This window comes from Streptomyces aurantiacus JA 4570, from assembly GCF_000414115.1.
Taxonomy (GTDB): domain Bacteria; phylum Actinomycetota; class Actinomycetes; order Streptomycetales; family Streptomycetaceae; genus Streptomyces; species Streptomyces aurantiacus_A.
Genome location: NZ_AOPZ01000017.1, coordinates 137139 through 155683, shown reverse-complemented (window position 1 = coordinate 155683; position 18545 = coordinate 137139). Strand labels below are relative to the sequence as shown.

Sequence of the window (18545 nt, the reverse complement as noted above, 5' to 3'; positions counted from 1 at the left end):
GGGGCAGGAACTCTAGCGCTGGGTCAGTGGCTGTCGGGGACCTTGTCGTCGCAGGGTGAGCAACCGGATGCGTCGACCTCCCACAGCTCGTTATGCCTCCTCTGGCAGGCGGGGTGCGTGGCCCTGCCCCGGCCTCTGGAGCAGAGCCGCTTCAACATGCTTGAGGGCGTCCCGGGACGGCGTGCAGTTGAAGGCATGCGGCCACCAGTCCGGGGCAAGCCGCCAGAAGCCCCGGGACTCGATGAATGCCGTCAAGTCGTCGTCGGGCGGGTGCTCTCCGGCACCAGCCGCGCCGCCCTCAGTTGCCCGTCCATGGGAAGCCATGCCGACAGACTGGCGTGACCCACGGTGATCCCACAGGGACGGAACGTCCCACTCCTGGAACGCTATTGAGGCACCCCGAGGAACTCCGCGAGCCTGCGCAGCCCAGGAGGCTGGGACGAAGTGGCCAGGAGATCGGTCACGATGGCGACGGCGAGCGTGTGATGGCGCATCCACGCAGGTGCGACACGCCGCAGCGCTTCAAGTGCCTTGACGACTCCGACGGCGTCTGCGACATCGGTGTGGGCCCGCGCCACGTCCAGCAGCAGCCACGTCCGCCACGACGGCGGAACGTCCTTGCTCAGACGCATCCCCCGCGCCAACGTCAGCGCCTCTTCCGGTCGTTCGTGCTGGACAGCGAGCCTGACGCGTTCGATTCGTACGGACGACTTGGAGAACACCGACACCAGTTTGCTGTCAGCGGGCGGTGGCAACTGGGCAAGCCGCCCGGCCGCCCTCTCCGCCGTCCTCATCATGGCGTTCGCGGTGTCGTAGTCGTCGTTCCTTGCGTAACTGGTGGCCGCCGACATCAGCAAGCCACCCCACACCCTTACACCCTCGGCCGTGTGCACGTGATCCCGCTCGACGCCATCGGCGGCGTACACCGCCAGATGCTGTGCATCGTCCAAGCGATTCTGCCGCTGATAGGCCCAGGCAACGGAGTTGGACACCATGGCAGGCAGCAAGGGATCGGCAGACTGCCCGGCGGCATCGATGGCCCGTTCCAGAGCCGACAGAGCAAGATCCGACTTCCCGAGCCCGATGGCCAAGTGGCCACCCAGCTGGAGGGCCTTGCCCAACGCAGCCTGGCCGGCGGCACGCTCCTCCGGGGTGCCGACAGCAGCAGCGAATCGCGCGTCCGCGATGATCCCCGGCAGTACTGCCATGAGGCGCCCGAACTCCGCACCGTGGTAGAGCGTCCACCCCTCGGCCAGTTCGGCGCGCAGCAGAGGCAGGGACAGCCGCTCGGCCCCGTTGGGCTCCGCAGGCGGGGCGAACAACGGAGGCATGATGGCGCGCCGTACGGCAACCAGTGCGGGTGGGTCCGCCTCCCCGTTGGAGGGGACACCGGGCGGATCTCCCAGAAGGCTCGTCAACTCAACGCCCAGCCCTCTGGACAGGGCGTGCAGTGTGGGCAAACGCGCGCTGTGCTTGCGCCTCTGCTCCAGCTTGCGGACGTCAACGGAGACACCGGACCGCTCGGCCAAGCCTTCCTGTGCGGGTGCGGTAGACGGGCTTGCCGTGGGACTCGCCGAGGTCGGTGACCTGGATGCCGGGAGCGCCCCCGCTCGTCAGCTCGGGGCACCCGGGGATCTGTAGAGGGTACGGGGCCCGCAAGGCATGGGACACCTCACATCGGGAGCGTCAAGGGTTCCGACCGATCCGCCACAGGCGCGCGACTATTCGCCAGGATTCGCCAGGGCTCGCCAAATGGTGTGCCACTGACGCGGGGTGGTTGGTATGGGGACACCAGCTCTCAGGAGGACCGGTGTCCAAACCCAGCGAAGATCAGCCCAGCGCGCCACCACCGCAAATCGAACTACGCCTAGGTGGTGTGCACTTGACCATCAAGCGGATACCGGCATGGTTGATCTCGCTCGGGACTAGTGCTGTTGCCGCTGGGGTCACATGGTGGACGAGTCGATGAAGAGGGGCGGGCGGACTCGAACAGCCTCTGCCGCCCGTTTCAAGCCGACGACCAACCGGGGCTACTCGGGGCAGAGTGCACACCTACATCGCACCCTTTACGCAAGAGCTGCGGCAGCATGCCTGCCCGCCTATCCTGACCCGATGGGGGTTGACTGGGGCGATGTTCCGACGTGGGTGGGTGCGATCACCACGAGTGGCACTCTCCTACTCGGAATGGTGATCCTGATACGTGATCAGGAACGACAACGCAGCGAACTGATCAGCCAAGTCTCTTACTGGGCCCGTGTCGGTTTCGACGGCAAGGTGCGCGCCTATCTCGATAATAGAGGGTCGTTACCAATAAAGGTCATCATGGAGGGCTGCGAGGATTTTTCGCCGATTTCCATTCGGTGGGGTCCCACCGCATCAGAGGAATCGCTAAGCATTCAGGCGCCGCACCTGTACTTTGTGCCACCGGGAGGTGAATTCAAGGTATCCTTCCGACGAACCTCGGAAGGAACTGACGTTCCTGTGAGGCGCCAGAACGGGGGCGCGATTCTCTATGATCCACTAGGTCTTACTGTGATTGACAATCGCTCACACGCATGGATCCCCACTCCTGGTGGCTGGAAAAAAGTAAGAAACACTGCGGCAATCAGACGAGTGCTGGCGGGGCGTTCGACCCCTCCAGGGAGCTCCAGTTACTGATGGGCGCATAGCCCAGAGATCGGGCACTCTCGATGCCGAACTCGGTACGTGTCTTGAGCTGGTGGCAGCCGTGGCACAGCACAGGCGTGCCCGCGTTCCTGTATCCGGCTGCGGAGCCGCGCGGCCGCATCGCGACGCATCGCGCAGGGCGGCGCCCTCGCCGAAGTTGATGCCGAGGGCCGCCGCCGCTATGTCATCGGCCTCGCGCTGCCGCTCCGGGCTCGTCGTCTCGTCCGTGCGGACAGACAGCCGGATGCACCAGACGCCACGCAGGGGCTACGCCGGACGCAGCCGCAGGGTCAGGATCTGGAAGGGGCGCAGGGACAGGGAGAGTCCCGCGCCGGAGGTGTCGGCGGGGTGGAGGGGGCGCTCCAGGAGGTCCGTGACGTTGGCCCGGGTGACGGGGAACGACGTCGTGAGGACGGCACGGGCCCGCCCGCCGCAGGACTCGTACAGCCGCACCACGACATCACCGCTCCGATCCTCCGCCAGCTTGACCGACTCGACGGTCACTCCGGGGTGGTCGACCCGCACCAGGGGTGCCACCGCGGGTGCCGACGCGACCCGCAGGGGGAGATTCAGCGCGAGCCCCTCCGCGACCGCGTCCCCCGTCGCAGCCCCGGGCAGCAGCGCGTACGTGAAGTGATGGGTGCCGAGGTCGGTCTCCGGGTCGGGGCTGTGGGGCGCGCGCAGCAGCGTGAGGCGGACGGTCGTGCCGAGACCCTCGGCGTGCGGGGCACGGGTCACGTCGTGCCCGTACGTGGAGTCGTTGAGCACCGCGACCCCGTACCCGTCCTCGGCGACCCGCAGCCACCGGTGCGCGCAGATCTCGTACCGCGCCGCGTCCCAGGACGTGTTGGCGTGCGTGGGGCGGTGCACATGCCCGAATTGGATCTCGGCGGCCGACCGTTCGGCCTGCACGTCCAGCGGGAACGCGGCCTTCAGCACCTTCTCCGACTCGCGCCACTCCACCTCCGTGACGACGTCGAGGCGCCGGCTGCCCGCGGCGAGCCGCAGCTCCTGCGTGATCCGCGACCCGGCTCCGAAGGACCGGACGACCCGCACGGACGCGCGCAGCGGCCCGTCCTCCACCAGCTCCACCGACTCGGCCGCGGTGAGGTCGGTGTGCCGGTGACGGTAGTGCTTGTCGAGGTCCCAGGCGTCGTAGTGGGTGGGGTGGTCGGGGTGCAGCTGGAGGAGGTTGCCGCGGCTGCCGGGGGCGAGGACCTCGCGGTCGGCGGCCCGGTCGAGGACGGAGGAGAGGAGCCCGTCGGAGTCGACGGTCACCCGCAGGTGCTCGTTGGACAGGACGATCTCCTGCCCGGTCCGGGTCGCGGACGTCACCGTGCCCGCGTCCCGCTCGTGCCCGGCGTCCCGCGCGAGCTCCTGGGCACCGAACCCGCCGACGTTCACGTGCACGAGCCGCCCCTCGTGCTCGACGACCTCACCGCGCTCGTACGGCGACGCGTTGAGCACCGACGCCTCGCCGCCGCCCAGGTGGCGTACCGCCTCCGCGGTGAGCGAGTCCAGCTCCGCGAGCACCCGCGCATAGGTGTCGCGGGCCTCCCGGTGCACCCAGGCGATGGACGAGCCCGGCAGGATGTCGTGGAACTGGTGCAGCAGGACCGTTCGCCAGAGTCGGTCCAGGTCGTGGTACGGATAGGCGTACGCGGGGTCCTTCACGGCGGCGGCCGTGCACCACAACTCGGCCTCGCGCAGGGCGTGTTCGCTGCGCCGGTTGCCGCGCTTGGTGGCGGCCTGCGACGTGTACGTCCCCCGGTGCAGCTCCAGGTACAGCTCACCGGACCACACCGGTGCCCGCTCGCCGTACTCCTCCTCGGCCGCCGAGAAGAACGCCGACGGCTTCTCGATCTCGACGCGCGGCGAGCCCTCCAGGGAGCGCAGGCGGCGCGCCCGCTCCAGCATCTCGCGGGTCGGACCGCCACCGCCGTCGCCCCAGCCGAACGGCACCAGGGAGCGCGTCGCACGGCCCTTGTCGGCGAAGTTCCGCTCCGCGTGGGCGAGTTCGGAGGCGTGGAGCTGGGAGTTGTACGTGTCCACGGGCGGGAAGTGCGTGAAGACCCGCGTGCCGTCGATGCCCTCCCACCAGAAGGTGTGGTGCGGCATCTTGTTGGACTGGTTCCAGCTCAGCTTCTGGGTGAGGAACCACCGTACGCCCGCGAGTTTCGCCAACTGCGGGAAGGCCGCGGTGTATCCGAAGGAGTCCGGGAGCCAGATCTCCTCCGTCTCGACCCCGAACTCCTCCTGGAAGAACCGCTTCCCGTGCACGATCTGCCGGGCCAGCGCCTCACCGCCCGGCATATTGGCGTCCGACTCCACCCACATGGAGCCAACCGGCGCCCAATTGCCGTCCGCCACGGCCTTCTTGATGCGCTCCCAGATGTGCGGCTGGTGTTCCTTGACCCACGCGTACTGCTGCGCCTGCGAGCACGCGAACACCAGCTCCGGATAGTCACGCGCGAGGGCCGTCACATTGGCGAACGTCCGGGACGCCTTGCGTACCGTCTCGCGCAGCGGCCACAGCCACGCCGAGTCGATATGCGCGTGCCCGGCAGCCGATACGCGGTGGGCGCTGGCGTGGGCGGGCCGCGCGAGCACCTCCGCCAGCTCGGCGCGGGCCGCGGCGGCGGTGCCGGACACGTCGTGCAGATCGAGCGCGTCCAGCATGTCCTCGATGGCCCGCAGGATCTCCTGGCGTCGCTGCCGCCCCGCGTCCAGCTCCCGCATGAGCTCCGACAGGACCTCGATGTCCAGGACGAGCTGCCAGACGTCCTCGTCCAGTACGGCGAGGTCGGCAGCCGCGAATCGGTAGATGGGCCGATCGCCCGCGGTCAGGATGTCGCCGAGCGGGGTCGGTACGAAGTCGTGCAGCACGGCCGGATTGGCGGCCGCCTCCAGGAGCAGCCGCACCGGTTCGCCGCCCCGCGCGCGGGTGGCCACCGGCACATGACGATTGCGGGGGTGAATGCCCTTGAGGGGTACGCCCGAGGCGTCGTACACCAGCCCCTCGGCCTGGAAGCCGGGCCCGTCCCCGGTGAACCCGGGGTCGATCACCGCCTCGACATGCCGGCCCTCCCACTCCTCGGGCACCACGCCTTCGAGCCGGAACCAACTCGTCGACCAGGGCTTTCCCCAGTCGCTTCCGGTCTCGAAGGGCTCGTACGCCGCCGCCAGGGCCTCGCCCACGGGCACCGGTTCGCCCGGCGCGTGCCACGCGGAGAGGGCCAGCGGCGTCCGCGCCGCGTACTGGGCGGGCCGGATGAACTGCCGCAGCGCGCGGTCCAGGCGCTCCTCCACCAGCTGTCGGTCGTCGTGCACGGCGGCTCCTTCGTGTGGTCGCTCACGGGGGGTCGATTCGGGGCCGATCGGTGAGTACTCGGCTTCACTTCCCCTCAACCCATCGGCGCATCCGCATCTTTGGTTGACGAATGGACATGCGTGCCGCCAGGCGGGGCGGGCATGCATTCCGTGAGCGTGTTCGAGTTGAGAGGCCGGGCGGGGGGCTTGGTCATCGGGTGGGCGGGGTTCATGACGAGACACCTAAGAGGAGGCGCCGCCATCGGTTCCATCGGTGTGGAGGCGTCCGTTCCGAAACGAGGGGACGAGGCGGTCGGGGGTGCGCCGGGTGACGGCAGCGTCCAGTTGCGGCGCAGGCTGGGGCGCGCCGACCTGAGGGCGGTGCCCGAGGCGCGGGGCGCGCTGCGGGAGCTGTTGCGGCACTGGGGGCGGCCCGGGCGGGCCGAGACCGCGGAGCTGCTCGCCAGCGAGCTGGTCACCAACGCGCTCGTGCATACGGACCGGGACGCGATTCTGACCGCCACGGTGGGGCCGCGGCGGTTGCGGGTCGAGGTCCGGGACTTCGTGGGGCGCCGTCCCCGGCCGCGTGCGCCCGGGGACGGCGAGGACACCCACGGGCGCGGCCTCCTCCTCGTGCAGTCCCTCGCGGACGCGTGGGGGGTGCGGGCGCAGGGGGTGGGGAAGGTGGTGTGGTTCGAGCTGGACGGGGGTGGGGGGTAGCCCTGCCGGGGGCTCCCCAGTCCCGCCCCTTCCCGCTGCGCCCCCTGGACCCCCGTATCGCCGCTTCGCGGCTCGTCCGCAAACGCCGGACGGGCTGATGTGCGAGCTGTCAGCCGAACTGCTGCTCGAGATCCTTGAGCTTCTGCTCAAGGGAGTCCAGCCGCGGCAGCGTCTGGGTATCGTCCTCGGCCGTGAGGTCGACGGTCACCGGACCGGCGGCCGGGTCATTCGGAACGGCCTGAAGGGAGGGCCGGGACCGTACGGGAAGTTCTTCCTGCGGTGGCGGAGAGGGTGGCGGCGCCACTATGGCAGGGTCCGCGCCGACCTGCGCGGACCCGCCGGAGGAGCCGACCTGCACCTCCACCTGCCGGCCACCGCCGCGTCCCTGGTACCCCCGGTGCCCGTGCCCCCGGCTGATGGCCTTGAGCCGCGCCCGCTCCAGCTTCTCCTGGTCGCGCCGCCGCACCCGCGCCTGCTCCTTCTCGCGCCGGTCCTCGCGCACCTCCTCGACGGCCTCGTCGAGGGTGCGTACGCCTTCGAGCAGCATCAGCGACCACGCGCCGAAGGTCTCCCGGGGCGCCCGCAGCCAGCGCACGATGCGGATCTGCGGCAGCGGCCGCGGCACGAGTCCCTGCTCGCGCAGGGCGGCGCGGCGGGTCTGCTTCAGCGCGCGGTCGAAGAGGACCGCCGCGGACAGCGACATCCCGGCGAAGAACTGCGGGGCCCCCGCGTGCGCGATGCCGCGTGGCGCGTGCACCCAGTTGAACCAGGCGGCGGCGCCCGCGAACGTCCACACGAGCAGGCGCGAGCCGAGCGCCGCGTCACCGTGGCTGGCCTCGCGCACCGCGAGGACGGAGCAGAACATGGCGGCGCCGTCGAGGCCGAAGGGGACCAGGTACTCCCAGCCGCCGGAGAGGTTCAGGTTCTGCCGGCCGAAGCCGACCAGGCCGTGGAAGGAGAGGGCGGCGGCGACGGCCGCGCAGCAGAAGAGCAGGACGTAGGAGGCGGTGCCGTAGACGGCTTCTTTGCGGCGGCGGCGTTCCTCGCTGCGCTCCCACGAGTCGTCACTGGAGGCCGTGGCCTTCGCCTGGGCTTTCTTGCCCCGCGCGAGCACCGCCACCGCCACTGCCATGCCCAGGAGCAGGATGCCGCCGGGCAGCAGCCAGTCCAGCGATATGTCGGTCAGTTTCATCTGGCGTCCCTTGCGTCGCGGTGGGGCGTTTTCGGGCGCCATAGTGGCCCACGCCGCACGGCGCTCAAGGCGGTTTTCCGGCAAGAGGACGCCAAGGGGGTGGTGAATGCCGCGCCGAGCGCCGAATACCTCGAACTCACGCAAGGGGAGCTGGAGTTGAGTTCGATTAACTCCGCACGAAGGAATGACTCACGCCGTCGGCGCCTCGGCCGTCAGCCGCGCGACCCGGTCCGCGTCGCACATGCGCGGGCAGGTGACGCAGGTGTCGGCGGGACGCAGCGTGTAGAACATGCAGCAGCTCGCGCGGTCCCGGGTCGGCAGCTTCTCGCCGTTCGGGCCGGTGAGCTCGCGGAAGGCGGCCGTGCCGACGTACGGCTTCGTGGCGCCCGGAAGCAGCTGCTCCAGCTCGGTCGTCGCGCGCTGCTCCTCGCCGAGCAGATGCGCGACGTACCACAGGCCCTCGACGATCTCGTCCGTGGCGACCGCCCACAGCGCGCGGCCCCGGCGCCGCATGCGCGGACCGAAGCCGTCGAGGAGCGGGCCCATGTGCTCCGCCACGGCCGCCCGCAGCTCGGCGCGCAGCGCCTCCTCGTCCGGCACGACGCGGGCGCCGGGCAGCGTGGCCGCCGGGTCGTCCGGCAGGCAGGCGAAGGCGTCGGTGCGCACGGCGATCCTGCCGAGCGCGCGGTGGAAGCCGACCTGCCCGACGGGGTAGCGCGGGACGCGGCGCTGGAGGAACCACGGCACGGTGAACAGCAGCGTGACGGGCCAGGCGTAGCGGTGCAGGGCGAAGCTGGCGACGACGTCCGGCCGGGCCTGCTGGCCGTAGTCCTTCAGGACCTGCGCGTCGTCCCAGGCGAGGAACTCCTCGAAGTCGGCGCCGCCCTCCGCGAGCCGCGCCGCGCTCACCCAGCCGCCGCCCCGGGGCGTCTGTTCGCCCTCGGCCAGCTCCTGGACGCGCAGCCCGGGGAACACCTCGGTGAGGCGGGCGTAGGCGGCGCCGACGGGGCTCTGGGCGTGCTCCGTACGTCGGGCGCCGCTTTCCAGGGTGGGAACGGACATGCGCGGGGACCACCGAATCAATCGATCGATTGCAGGTAAGCCTAACCTTACCCAACATGATCGAGGTTTCAACTGGAGTCCTGTCCGCCTATGGTGCTTCTCGTACGTTTCGGACGGGCGGGACACGGAATCGCGGGAGGCACGGGTGGAGCGGGCGAGAGCACGAGCGGCGGACGTTGCCGCGCGGTGCGCCGCTGCGCGTGTGCCGGAGCAGCAGGGGGCGCAGGCGCAGCGCCCGGAGCGGGCTGCGCGCGGTGAGCACACGCACGGTGAGCCCGGCGGCGACCGCCCCGCAGCCGACGAGCTGACGCTGGGGGAGCCCGCGCCGCTCGACGAGCGGGCCCCGCGCAGGACCGTGCGGCGCACCTCCGTACGCGGTCAGGTGCTCGACGCCCTGCGCGCCGCCCTCGTCGGCGGTGAACTCGCCCCGGGCGAGGTCTACTCGGCGCCCGCCCTCGGCGAACGCTTCGGTGTCTCCGCGACGCCGGTGCGCGAGGCCATGCAGCAACTCGCCGTCGAGGGCGCGGTGGAGGTCGTCCCGAACCGCGGCTTCCGCGTCACCCGGCGCGGCGCGCGCGAACTCGGGGAGCTGGCCGAGGTGCGGGCGCTCATCGAGGTCCCCGTGATGCTGCGGCTCGCCCGGACCGTGCCCGCCGAGCAGTGGTCCCGCCTCCGCCCGCTGGCCGAGGCGACCGTGGCCGCCGCGGCCTGCGCCGACCTGGCCCGCTACGCCGAGGCGGACCGCGCCTTCCACGGCGCCCTGCTCGGCCTCGCCGGCAACCGGCAACTCGTCCAGGTCGCCGACGACTTGCACCGCCGCTCCCAGTGGCCCCTGGTCACAGGACCCGTCACCGGCCGCCGCGCCGACCTGGTCGCCGACGCCGCCGAACACATGGCCCTCCTGGAGGCCCTGATCGCCCGCGACCTGCCGGTGGTCCAGTCCCTGGTACGTGAACACTTCGCGGGCGGGGACGCCTGAGAGCCTGTCTTCGAACGGGCCGCCGCCCCTGGGGTTCGGTTCCCTCAGGCCGCCGGTGCCGGCGGCGTCAGCTGTGTCGCCAGCCAGGACGGCACCCCGCCCAGGAGGCGGAACAGGCGGGTGGCCTCGGCGCGGAGGCGGGATGCATCCGGTTCGGGTTCGGCTTCGGCCAGGGCCGCCAGGGCCGGGGCCGTGCCGACCAGGAAGCCGAGCTCCTCGCGGATGCGGAGGGACTCGGCGAAGCCGTGCCGGGCGTCGGCCAACTCGCCCTCGCGCAGGGCGAGTCCGGCCAGATGGCGCCAGGTGAAGGAGAGCAGGAGCGGGTCGTCGTGGGCGGTCGCGCCCGCGTGCGCGCGGCGGTACGCGGCCCGGGCCGCCTGCGGCGAGTTCGCGATGTGCTCGGCGATCAGGCCCCGACGGAAGTCCAGGAGGGGCCGCCCCGCGGAACCGGGAGCGAGGAGCGCGGCGGCCCGGCCGAGGGCGGTCCGGGCTTCGTCGGCCCGGTCCCGTACGTTCAACACGGTCGCCGCGTACGCGAGTTGACCGCGCTCGCACGCCGCCGCCCCGCGCGCCTCGTCGTCGTCGGCCACCGCCTCCGCCGTGCGCAGGCTGTCCTCCGCCTCGTCCCACCCGTCCCCGGTGAACAGGCACCGCTCGACCAGGAGTGATGTTCTCTGGACGGCGACGTCCGCGCCCTCACGGGTGGCGAGCAGTGCCGCCGCGTCGGTCCAGCAGCCGCGCGAGCGCAGCCGCCATACCGCGGTCTGGAGTGGATCGTTCCCTGCGTTCGTTCCGGTACCAGACATGGCGGTATGCGCCACGTTGCCCTCCCCTAGCGCGCCATCGAGCTGTTGAGTCGTGGGCGAATCTCAGCACGGATCGGCGCGCTCGGCCAAGGGGATGGGTGAAAGAATTCACAAAGGAGGGGGAAGGGGCGCGCGGAGATCGCGGGGCAATCGGGGGCAGGGGAGACGGGCGGGGCCCGTGCGGGCCCGCCCGCGGGGCTCAACTCATGCGCAGGGCCAGGAAGAAGTCCAGCTTGTCCTCAAGTCGGGAAAGGTCACGGCCCGTCAACTGCTCGATACGCCCGACCCGGTAGCGCAGCGTGTTGACGTGCAGGTGCAGGCGCGTCGCACAGCGCGTCCAGGAGCCGTCGCAGTCGAGGAACGCCTCCAGGGTGGGGATGAGCTCGGCCCGGTGCCTGCGGTCGTACTCGCGCAGCGGGTCCAGGAGCCGCGCGGTGAAGGCGCGGCGGACGTCGTCGGGCACGAAGGGCAGCAGCAGGACGTGCGAGGCCAGCTCCTGGTGGCCCGCCGCGCACACCCGGCCGGGCCGCGCCGCGGCGACCCTGCGGGCGTGCCGCGCCTCCTCCAGGGCGCCCCGCAGCCCCTCCGCCGAATGCACGGACGCGCTGACGCCGAGCGTGAGCCGCCCGTCGTCCGCGAGGCCCGCCGACAGCGGCTCCCGCACGGCCGCGAGCAGCGAGTCCGCGAGCAGCCCCGGCTCCGCCCCCTCGGCCTCGGCCGGAAGGGCGGGCAGCGGCACCAGGGCGATGGCCTCGTCGCCGGTGTGGGCCACCGCGATGCGGTCGGACGGGTCGGGCCCCGACGTCGCCGGGTCGACCAGGATCTCCTCCAGGAGCGCCTGGGCCACCGGGCCGCCCTCGATCTCCCCGGCGCTCGTGCCGTCCCACTCGACCCGCGCCACCACCACCTGCCAGTGCGGCGCCGCCCCGAGCCCCGGAAGCAGCACCGGCGCCGCCACCCGGAGGCGGGCCGCGATCTCGGCGGGCGCGGCACCCGTCTGGACCAGCTCAAGGACCTCCTGTGCCAGGCGCCGGCGCACCGTCCGCGCCGCGTCCCTGCGGTCCCGCTCCACGGCGATCAGCTGGGTGACGCCCTGGAGCAGGTCGATCCGCTCCTCGGGCCAGTCGCCCGCGTCCGCCTCGACGGCAAGGAGCCAGTCCGACAGGACCGTCTCGCGCACGTCCCGGGAGGCGTTCACCGCGCCCCGGCCGCTGGACCGGATGGGGAACAGCGAGTACGTCACGCCGTCCACGTTCACCCGGTGCGGGCCCCGGCGGCCGGTGCGGGCGGCGGCCAGGTGCTCCCCGGCGAGCCGCGCGCAGACCGCCGCGGGCAGCGCGGGCCCGGCCGTGCCGGACCCGGCGACCGGGCGGCCGGCGGGGGAGAGCACCCAGGCCCGCAGGTCCAGGTCGGAGCCGAGCAGGTCGAGGACCACGTCGGGGCCGCCGCCGGCCGGTCCCGACGTCATCAGGCGGCGGTGCCGGTCAACCACGGCCGCCAGGTCCCCGGCCCGCTCGCCGGACACCTGCCGCACCACGTGCTCGGTGATCGTCGCGAACGCCACCGACTCGTTGACCGCGAACAGCGGCAGCCGGTGCCGGGCGCACGATTCCACCAGGTCGTCGGGGATGTCGCCGAGCTCCGCCTCGCCCGCGGCGAGGGCCGCGACCCCGGCGGCTGCGAGAATACGTACGAAAGGCTCGCTGTCCGAGGCGTCCCTGCGCCAGGCGAGACCGGTGAGCACCAGCTCCCCGCCCGCGAGATAGCGGCTGGGGTCGCGCAGATCCGTGGTCATCACGCCACGGACGGTGCGATCGAGTTCGTCCGCGCCGCCGAGCAGCCTGAGGCCCAGCGCGTCGGTGTCAAGGAGTGCGCGCAGCCGCATGGTGTCGTCGCCGCCGATCTTGTCTCGATTTCACGTGTGGCCCGGGCTCCCGGTGATCCCGGGGCCGCCGGGTCCCAAGGGCGCCACGGTTTCCCGGGGGATTCCGCGAGGTTACTGAGGCCCGTTCTTCATACGAATCTACAAGACTCACGGCTTGGCCAGCCAACTCCTTCATGGTTTCGGTGACTGACCCCATCGGACGACCGGGCGGTGTACTTGCCCCACTCCGCGTTAACAGCACATGAACGAGTAGTCGAGAGGCGAAGGGCCACCTTGGCCGGAACGTTCGCCCCGGCTCGTCAGCCTAGTAAGCCCCGGCCGGTGGTCCCACGGGTCCCCGGCCGCCAGGCACGATTACGAAGAGAGAGCCACTCATGGACTTCCTTCGCCCCGCCAGTTGGGAGGAGGCGCTCGCCGCGAAGGCCGAGCACCCCACCGCTGTGCCGATTGCGGGTGGCACCGATGTCATGGTCGAGATCAACTTCGACCACCGTCGTCCGGAGTACCTGCTGGACCTCAACCGCATCGGTGAGCTGCGGGAGTGGGAGGTCGGTGCGGACACCGTGCGCCTCGGCGCCTCGGTCTCGTACACCCAGATCATGGAGAACCTGCGCGCGGAGCTGCCCGGCCTCGCGCTCGCCTCGCACACCGTCGCCTCGCCGCAGATCCGCAACCGCGGCGGTGTCGGCGGCAACCTCGGCACCGCATCGCCCGCCGGTGACGCCCACCCGGCGCTGCTCGCCGCCGACTGCGAGGTCGAGGCGGAGTCCGTACGCGGCTCCCGGCTGATCCCGATCGACGCGTTCTACACCGGCGTGAAGCGCAACGCGCTCGCCCCGGACGAGCTGATCAGGGCCGTGCACATCAAGAAGGCCGACGGCCCGCAGCAGTACTCGAAGGTGGGCACGCGCAACGCGATGGTCATCGCCGTGTGCGCCTTCGGCATCGCGCTGCACCCGCGGACGCGGACCGTGCGCACGGGCATCGGTTCCGCCGCGCCGACGCCGATCCGGGCCAAGGCCGCCGAGGAGTTCCTGAACGCGGCCCTCGACGAGGGCGGCTTCTGGGACAGCAAGAAGATCATCACGCCCTCGATCGCCAAGCAGTTCGCGGAGCTCGCCTCCGGTGCCGCCAACCCGATCGACGACGTGCGCGGCACGGCGAGCTACCGCCGGCACGCCGTCGGGATCATGGCCCGCCGCACGCTCGGCTGGACCTGGGAGTCGTACCGCGGCACGGGCCGCACCACCGGCAGCACGGAGGGAGTCGCGTAATGCGTGTCAACTTCACGGTCAACGGCCGTCAGCAGGAAGCCGACGACGTCTGGGAGGGCGAGTCCCTTCTGTACGTGCTGCGTGAGCGCATGGGGCTTCCGGGCTCCAAGAACGCCTGCGAGCAGGGCGAGTGCGGTTCCTGCACCGTCCGGCTCGACGGGGTGCCGGTGTGTTCGTGCCTGGTCGCGGCCGGACAGGTGGAGGGCCGCGAGGTCGTCACCGTCGAGGGCCTCGCCGACTTCGCCAAGCAGCGTGAGGAAGCCCATCAAGGAGGTGCTTGCGCGTCCGGCGCCTGCGGCACCTCGCTCCAGGCCGCACAGCAGTGGAAGGCCCACGGGACGGACTCGCAGACCGGCGAGGGCACCGAACTCTCCCCCGTCCAGCAGGCGTTCATCGACGCGGGCGCCGTCCAGTGCGGCTTCTGCACCCCCGGCCTGCTCATCGCGGCCGACGAGATGCTGGAGCACAACCCGCAGCCCACCGACGCGGACATCCGCGAGGCGCTCTCCGGCAACCTGTGCCGCTGCACCGGTTACGAGAAGATCCTGGACGCGGTGCGCCTGGCCGCGGCGCGCCAGGACCGGCAGGAAGAGGCGGTCTGACCATGGGATCCACACGTACGACCGGCGTCCCCACCAAGATCACCCAGGGCTCCCGGACCAAGGGCGGCATCGGCGAGTCGACGCTGCGCCCGGACGGCACCCTGAAGGTCACCGGCGAGTTCGCGTACTCCTCGGACATGTGGCACGAGGACATGCTGTGGGGCCAGACCCTGCGCAGCACCGTGGCGCACGCCGAGATCGTGTCCATCGACACCTCCGAGGCGCTCGCCCAGGCCGGTGTCTTCGCCGTCCTGACCTACGACGACCTGCCGGCCGAGATGAAGAACTACGGCCTGGAGATCCAGGACACCCCGGTGCTCGCGCACGGCAAGGTCCGCCACCACGGTGAGCCGGTCGCCCTCGTGGCCGCCGACCACCCGGAGACCGCACGCCGCGCCGCCGCCAAGATCAAGATCGAGTACCGGGAACTGCCCCTCATCACCGACGAGGCGTCGGCGACCGCTCCCGACGCCGTGCTCGTCCACGAGGGCCGCGACGACGAGCACTCCCGGCACGTCCCGCACCCGAACATCGTGCACCGCCAGCCGATCATCCGCGGCGACGCGGCCGAGGCCGCCAAGAAGGCCGACGTCATCGTCAGGGGCGAGTACACCTTCGGCATGCAGGACCAGGCATTCCTCGGCCCGGAGTCCGGCCTCGCCGTGCCCGCCGAGGACGGCGGCGTCGACCTCTACGTCGCCACCCAGTGGCTGCACTCGGACCTCGAACAGATCGCCCCCGTCCTCGGCCTGCCCGAGGAGAAGGTGCGCATGACGCTGTCCGGCGTCGGCGGCGCCTTCGGCGGCCGCGAGGACATCTCGATGCAGATCCACGCCTGCCTCCTCGCGCTGCGCACCGGCAAGCCGGTCAAGATCGTCTACAACCGGTTCGAGTCCTTCTTCGGCCATGTGCACCGCCACCCCGCGAAGCTCCACTACGAGCACGGCGCCACCAAGGACGGCAAGCTCACGCACATGAAGTGCAGGATCGTCCTGGACGGCGGCGCCTACGCGTCCGCCTCCCCGGCGGTCGTCGGCAACGCGTCCTCGCTGAGCGTCGGCCCGTACGTGGTCGAGAACGTCGACATCGAGGCCATCGCGCTCTACACCAACAACCCGCCCTGCGGCGCGATGCGCGGCTTCGGCGCGGTCCAGGCGTGCTTCGCGTACGAGGCCCAGATGGACAAGCTGGCCGCGAAGCTGGGCATGGACCCGGTCGAGCTGCGGCAGCTCAACGCCATGGAGCAGGGCACGCTCCTGCCGACCGGGCAGGTGGTCGACTCGCCCGCCCCGGTCGCCGAGATCCTGCGCCGCGTGAAGTCCCGCCCGCTGCCGCCCGAGCGCCAGTGGGAGAGCTCCGAGGGCGCGGACGTCCGCCAGCTTCCCGGCGGCCTGTCCAACACCACGCACGGCGAAGGCGTCGTACGCGGTGTGGGCTACGCGGTCGGCATCAAGAACGTCGGCTTCTCCGAGGGCTTCGACGACTACTCCACCGCCAAGGTGCGCATGGAGGTCATCAACGGCGAACCCGTGGCGACCGTGCACACCGCGATGGCGGAGGTCGGCCAGGGCGGCGTCACCGTCCACGCGCAGATCGCCCGCACCGAGCTGGGCGTCACCCAGGTGACGATCCACCCCGCCGACACCCAGGTGGGCAGCGCCGGTTCGTCGTCCGCGTCGCGTCAGACGTACGTCACCGGCGGCGCCGTCAAGAACTCCTGCGAGCTGGTGCGCGAGAAGGTCCTGGAGATCGGCCGCCGCAAGTTCGGCACGTACCACCCCGCCTGGGCCACCGCCGAGCTGCTGCTCGAAGGCGGCAAGGTCGTCACCGACGGCGGCGAGGTCCTCGGCGACCTGGTCGACGTCCTGGAGGACGAGAGCGTCGAGGTCGAGGCGGAGTGGCGGCACCGCCCCACCGAGCCCTTCGACCTGCGCACCGGACAGGGCAACGGCCACGTCCAGTACTCCTTCGCCGCGCACCGCGCGGTCGTCGAGGTCGACACCGAGCTGGGCCTGGTCAAGGTCATCGAGCTCGCCTGCGCGCAGGACGTCGGCAAGGCGCTCAACCCGCTGTCCGTGCTCGGCCAGATCCAGGGTGGCACCACCCAGGGCCTGGGCGTCGCGGTCATGGAGGAGATCATCGTCGACCCGAAGACCGCGAAGGTGAAGAACCCCTCCTTCACGGACTACCTGATCCCCACCATCCTCGACACGCCGACCATCCCCGTCGACGTGCTCGAACTCGCCGACGAGCACGCGCCGTACGGGCTCCGTGGCATCGGCGAGGCCCCCACCCTGTCGTCCACCCCGGCCGTCCTCGCGGCGATCCGCAACGCGACGGGTCTGGAGCTCAACAAGACGCCGGTACGGCCCGAACACCTCACCGGCACGTAGCCCCTCCGGGGTGAGCAGAAAAGGGAGCCGGGGGACTGTCGTCCCCCGGACCCCCTCTCCTTAGTTCGTCTCGGGCCGTCCCCCGGGTCGTGCGCACCATCCCAAATCCCGCAGTACTGCGGGTGCCCCTGTGAACCTTGGGAGTAGGCAACCATGACCCAGCAGTCACTGGAGCCCAAGACCACCGCCGAGGACGCGGGCCACGGCTCACGCGTCCCGGCCGGGCGGTCTTGGCTGGACCGGTACTTTCACATATCCCTCAGAGGATCGACGGTCGCGCGTGAGGTGCGCGGCGGCATCACCACCTTCATGGCGATGGCATACATCGTCCTGCTCAACCCGCTGATCCTGTCCGGCAAGGACGCGGCGGGCGACACGATGGGGCAGAAGGCCCTCATCACCGCCACGGCCTTCGCCGCGGCCGTCACCACGCTCCTCATGGGCTTCGTCGGCAAGGTGCCGCTGGCCCTGGCCGCCGGGCTCTCCGTGTCCGGTGTCATCGCCTCGCAGGTCGCGCCCGAGATGACCTGGCCGCAGGCCATGGGCATGTGCGTGATGTACGGCGTGGTGATCATGCTCCTGGTCGTCACCGGCCTGCGTGAGATGATCATGAACGCGATCCCGCTGGCGCTCAAGCACGGCATCACCATGGGCATCGGCCTGTTCATCGCCATCATCGGCCTGGTCAAGGGCGGCTTCGTCCACCAGGGCAAGGCGACCCCGCTGACCCTCGGCCCGGCCGGCGAGCTCCAGGGCTGGCCCGTCCTGCTCTTCGCCGGCACCCTGCTCCTGATCTTCATGCTTCAGGCGCGCAACACGCCCGGCGCGATCCTGATCGGCATCATCACCGGCACCGTCGTCGCCGTCGCCCTGAACGCGATGGACGTCATCAACCCCAAGCAGTGGGCCAACGGCGCCCCCGAACTGCACGGCAGCGCGGTCTCCACTCCCGACTTCTCGCTCTTCGGAGACGTCGAGTTCGGCGGCTGGGGCGAGGTCGGCGCGATGACGGTCGGCATGATCGTCTTCACCCTGGTGCTCGCGGGCTTCTTCGACGCGATGGCAACGATCATCGGCGTCGGCACCGAGGCCAATCTGGCCGACGACAAGGGCCGCATGCCCGGCCTGTCCAAGGCGCTGTTCATCGACGGCGCCGGCGGCGCGATCGGCGGCGTGGCGGGCGGCTCCGGCCAGACCGTCTTCGTCGAGTCCGCGACCGGCGTCGGCGAGGGCGCCCGTACGGGCCTGTCCTCCGTCATCACCGGTCTGTTCTTCGCGGCCTGCCTGTTCTTCACGCCCGTCACCGCGATCGTCCCGCAGGAGGTCGCGTCCGCCGCGCTCGTCGTCATCGGAGCGATGATGATGATGAACGCACGGCACGTCGACTGGGCCGACCGCGCCACCGCGATCCCGGTGTTCCTCACCGTGGTCCTGATGCCCTTCACGTACACCATCACCACCGGTGTCGCGGCGGGTGTCATCGCCTGGGTCGCGATCAAGATCGCTCAGGGCAAGGCACGGGAGATCGGGGCCTTCATGTGGGGCCTGACCTTGATCTTCCTCGTGTACTTCGCCCTGAGCCCCATCGAAAGCTGGATGGGCGTCCACTGAGGCGCCGCCCCGGCCCCGTAGCCGCGGAGCCCGCAGCACAGGCTC

Annotated in this window: 12 protein-coding genes; 6 read left to right on the top strand and 6 right to left on the bottom strand. The window is 71.1% G+C overall.

All coding sequences use genetic code 11. The annotated features are described in order from the left end of the window. Positions 1-386 precede the first annotated feature (386 nt). Entirely contained in the window at positions 387-1529 is a 1143-nt protein-coding gene (locus STRAU_RS02495) for a hypothetical protein (RefSeq protein ID WP_037657125.1), read from the bottom strand. Positions 1530-2934: 1405 nt separating this feature from the next. After that, on the bottom strand, positions 2935-5997 hold the full coding sequence (locus tag STRAU_RS02490) for an alpha-mannosidase (RefSeq protein WP_016638648.1): 3063 nt from the start codon (positions 5995-5997) through the stop codon (positions 2935-2937). A gap of 210 nt (positions 5998-6207) precedes the next feature. Here STRAU_RS02490 and STRAU_RS02485 point away from each other — a divergent pair, with 210 nt between their 5' ends. After that, positions 6208-6696 carry an ATP-binding protein gene (locus STRAU_RS02485; RefSeq protein WP_078620927.1) on the top strand — a complete coding sequence of 163 codons (489 nt, stop codon included), beginning with the start codon at positions 6208-6210 and terminating at the stop codon, positions 6694-6696. A gap of 109 nt (positions 6697-6805) precedes the next feature. Here the strand turns inward: STRAU_RS02485 and STRAU_RS02480 are convergent, their stop codons facing one another. Both STRAU_RS02480 and STRAU_RS02475 read right to left on the bottom strand, forming a co-directional pair. Then, the gene (locus STRAU_RS02480) at positions 6806-7888 is read right to left on the bottom strand and encodes a DUF2637 domain-containing protein (RefSeq protein ID WP_016638646.1); all 1083 of its coding nucleotides are present in this window, start codon (positions 7886-7888) and stop codon (positions 6806-6808) included. A gap of 189 nt (positions 7889-8077) precedes the next feature. Then, positions 8078-8950: a (2Fe-2S)-binding protein gene (locus tag STRAU_RS02475; protein WP_016638645.1), complete on the bottom strand. Its 873-nt coding sequence runs from the start codon at positions 8948-8950 to the stop codon at positions 8078-8080. Between the two features lie 145 nt (positions 8951-9095). On the opposite strand from STRAU_RS02475, the gene STRAU_RS02470 reads away from it, so the two are divergent. Continuing rightward, positions 9096-9929, top strand: a complete 834-nt coding sequence (locus STRAU_RS02470; RefSeq protein ID WP_037657123.1) for a GntR family transcriptional regulator — start codon at positions 9096-9098, stop codon at positions 9927-9929. A 44-nt stretch (positions 9930-9973) separates the two neighbouring features. Here STRAU_RS02470 and STRAU_RS02465 read toward each other — a convergent pair whose 3' ends face one another. Beyond that, on the bottom strand, positions 9974-10750 hold the full coding sequence (locus STRAU_RS02465; RefSeq protein ID WP_016638643.1) for a hypothetical protein: 777 nt from the start codon (positions 10748-10750) through the stop codon (positions 9974-9976). A gap of 184 nt (positions 10751-10934) precedes the next feature. Further along, the gene (locus STRAU_RS02460) at positions 10935-12620 is read right to left on the bottom strand and encodes a PucR family transcriptional regulator (RefSeq protein ID WP_016638641.1); all 1686 of its coding nucleotides are present in this window, start codon (positions 12618-12620) and stop codon (positions 10935-10937) included. A gap of 374 nt (positions 12621-12994) precedes the next feature. On the opposite strand from STRAU_RS02460, the gene STRAU_RS02455 reads away from it, so the two are divergent. The 4 genes from STRAU_RS02455 (at position 12995) to STRAU_RS02440 (ending at position 18500) form a co-directional block, all read left to right on the top strand. Beyond that, positions 12995-13894: an FAD binding domain-containing protein gene (locus STRAU_RS02455; protein ID WP_016638640.1), complete on the top strand. Its 900-nt coding sequence runs from the start codon at positions 12995-12997 to the stop codon at positions 13892-13894. Next, entirely contained in the window at positions 13894-14496 is a 603-nt protein-coding gene (locus STRAU_RS02450; RefSeq protein ID WP_016638639.1) for a (2Fe-2S)-binding protein, read from the top strand. The genes STRAU_RS02455 and STRAU_RS02450 overlap by 1 nt, the downstream gene beginning before the upstream one ends. 2 nt (positions 14497-14498) lie before the next feature. Then, positions 14499-16889 carry a xanthine dehydrogenase subunit D gene (gene pucD / locus STRAU_RS02445; RefSeq protein ID WP_016638638.1) on the top strand — a complete coding sequence of 797 codons (2391 nt, stop codon included), beginning with the start codon at positions 14499-14501 and terminating at the stop codon, positions 16887-16889. A 153-nt stretch (positions 16890-17042) separates the two neighbouring features. Further along, positions 17043-18500 carry an NCS2 family permease gene (locus tag STRAU_RS02440; RefSeq protein WP_016638637.1) on the top strand — a complete coding sequence of 486 codons (1458 nt, stop codon included), beginning with the start codon at positions 17043-17045 and terminating at the stop codon, positions 18498-18500. Positions 18501-18545: the final 45 nt, after the last annotated feature.

Coding starts and splice junctions, on each gene's coding strand:
- pucD (WP_016638638.1), top strand. CDS start 14,499: ATGGGATCCACACGTACGACCGGCGTCCCCACCAAGATCACCCAGGGC.
- STRAU_RS02480 (WP_016638646.1), bottom strand. CDS start 7,888: ATGAAACTGACCGACATATCGCTGGACTGGCTGCTGCCCGGCGGCATC.
- STRAU_RS02450 (WP_016638639.1), top strand. CDS start 13,894: ATGCGTGTCAACTTCACGGTCAACGGCCGTCAGCAGGAAGCCGACGAC.
- STRAU_RS02455 (WP_016638640.1), top strand. CDS start 12,995: ATGGACTTCCTTCGCCCCGCCAGTTGGGAGGAGGCGCTCGCCGCGAAG.
- STRAU_RS02485 (WP_078620927.1), top strand. CDS start 6,208: ATGACGAGACACCTAAGAGGAGGCGCCGCCATCGGTTCCATCGGTGTG.
- STRAU_RS02475 (WP_016638645.1), bottom strand. CDS start 8,950: ATGTCCGTTCCCACCCTGGAAAGCGGCGCCCGACGTACGGAGCACGCC.
- STRAU_RS02460 (WP_016638641.1), bottom strand. CDS start 12,620: ATGCGGCTGCGCGCACTCCTTGACACCGACGCGCTGGGCCTCAGGCTG.
- STRAU_RS02440 (WP_016638637.1), top strand. CDS start 17,043: ATGACCCAGCAGTCACTGGAGCCCAAGACCACCGCCGAGGACGCGGGC.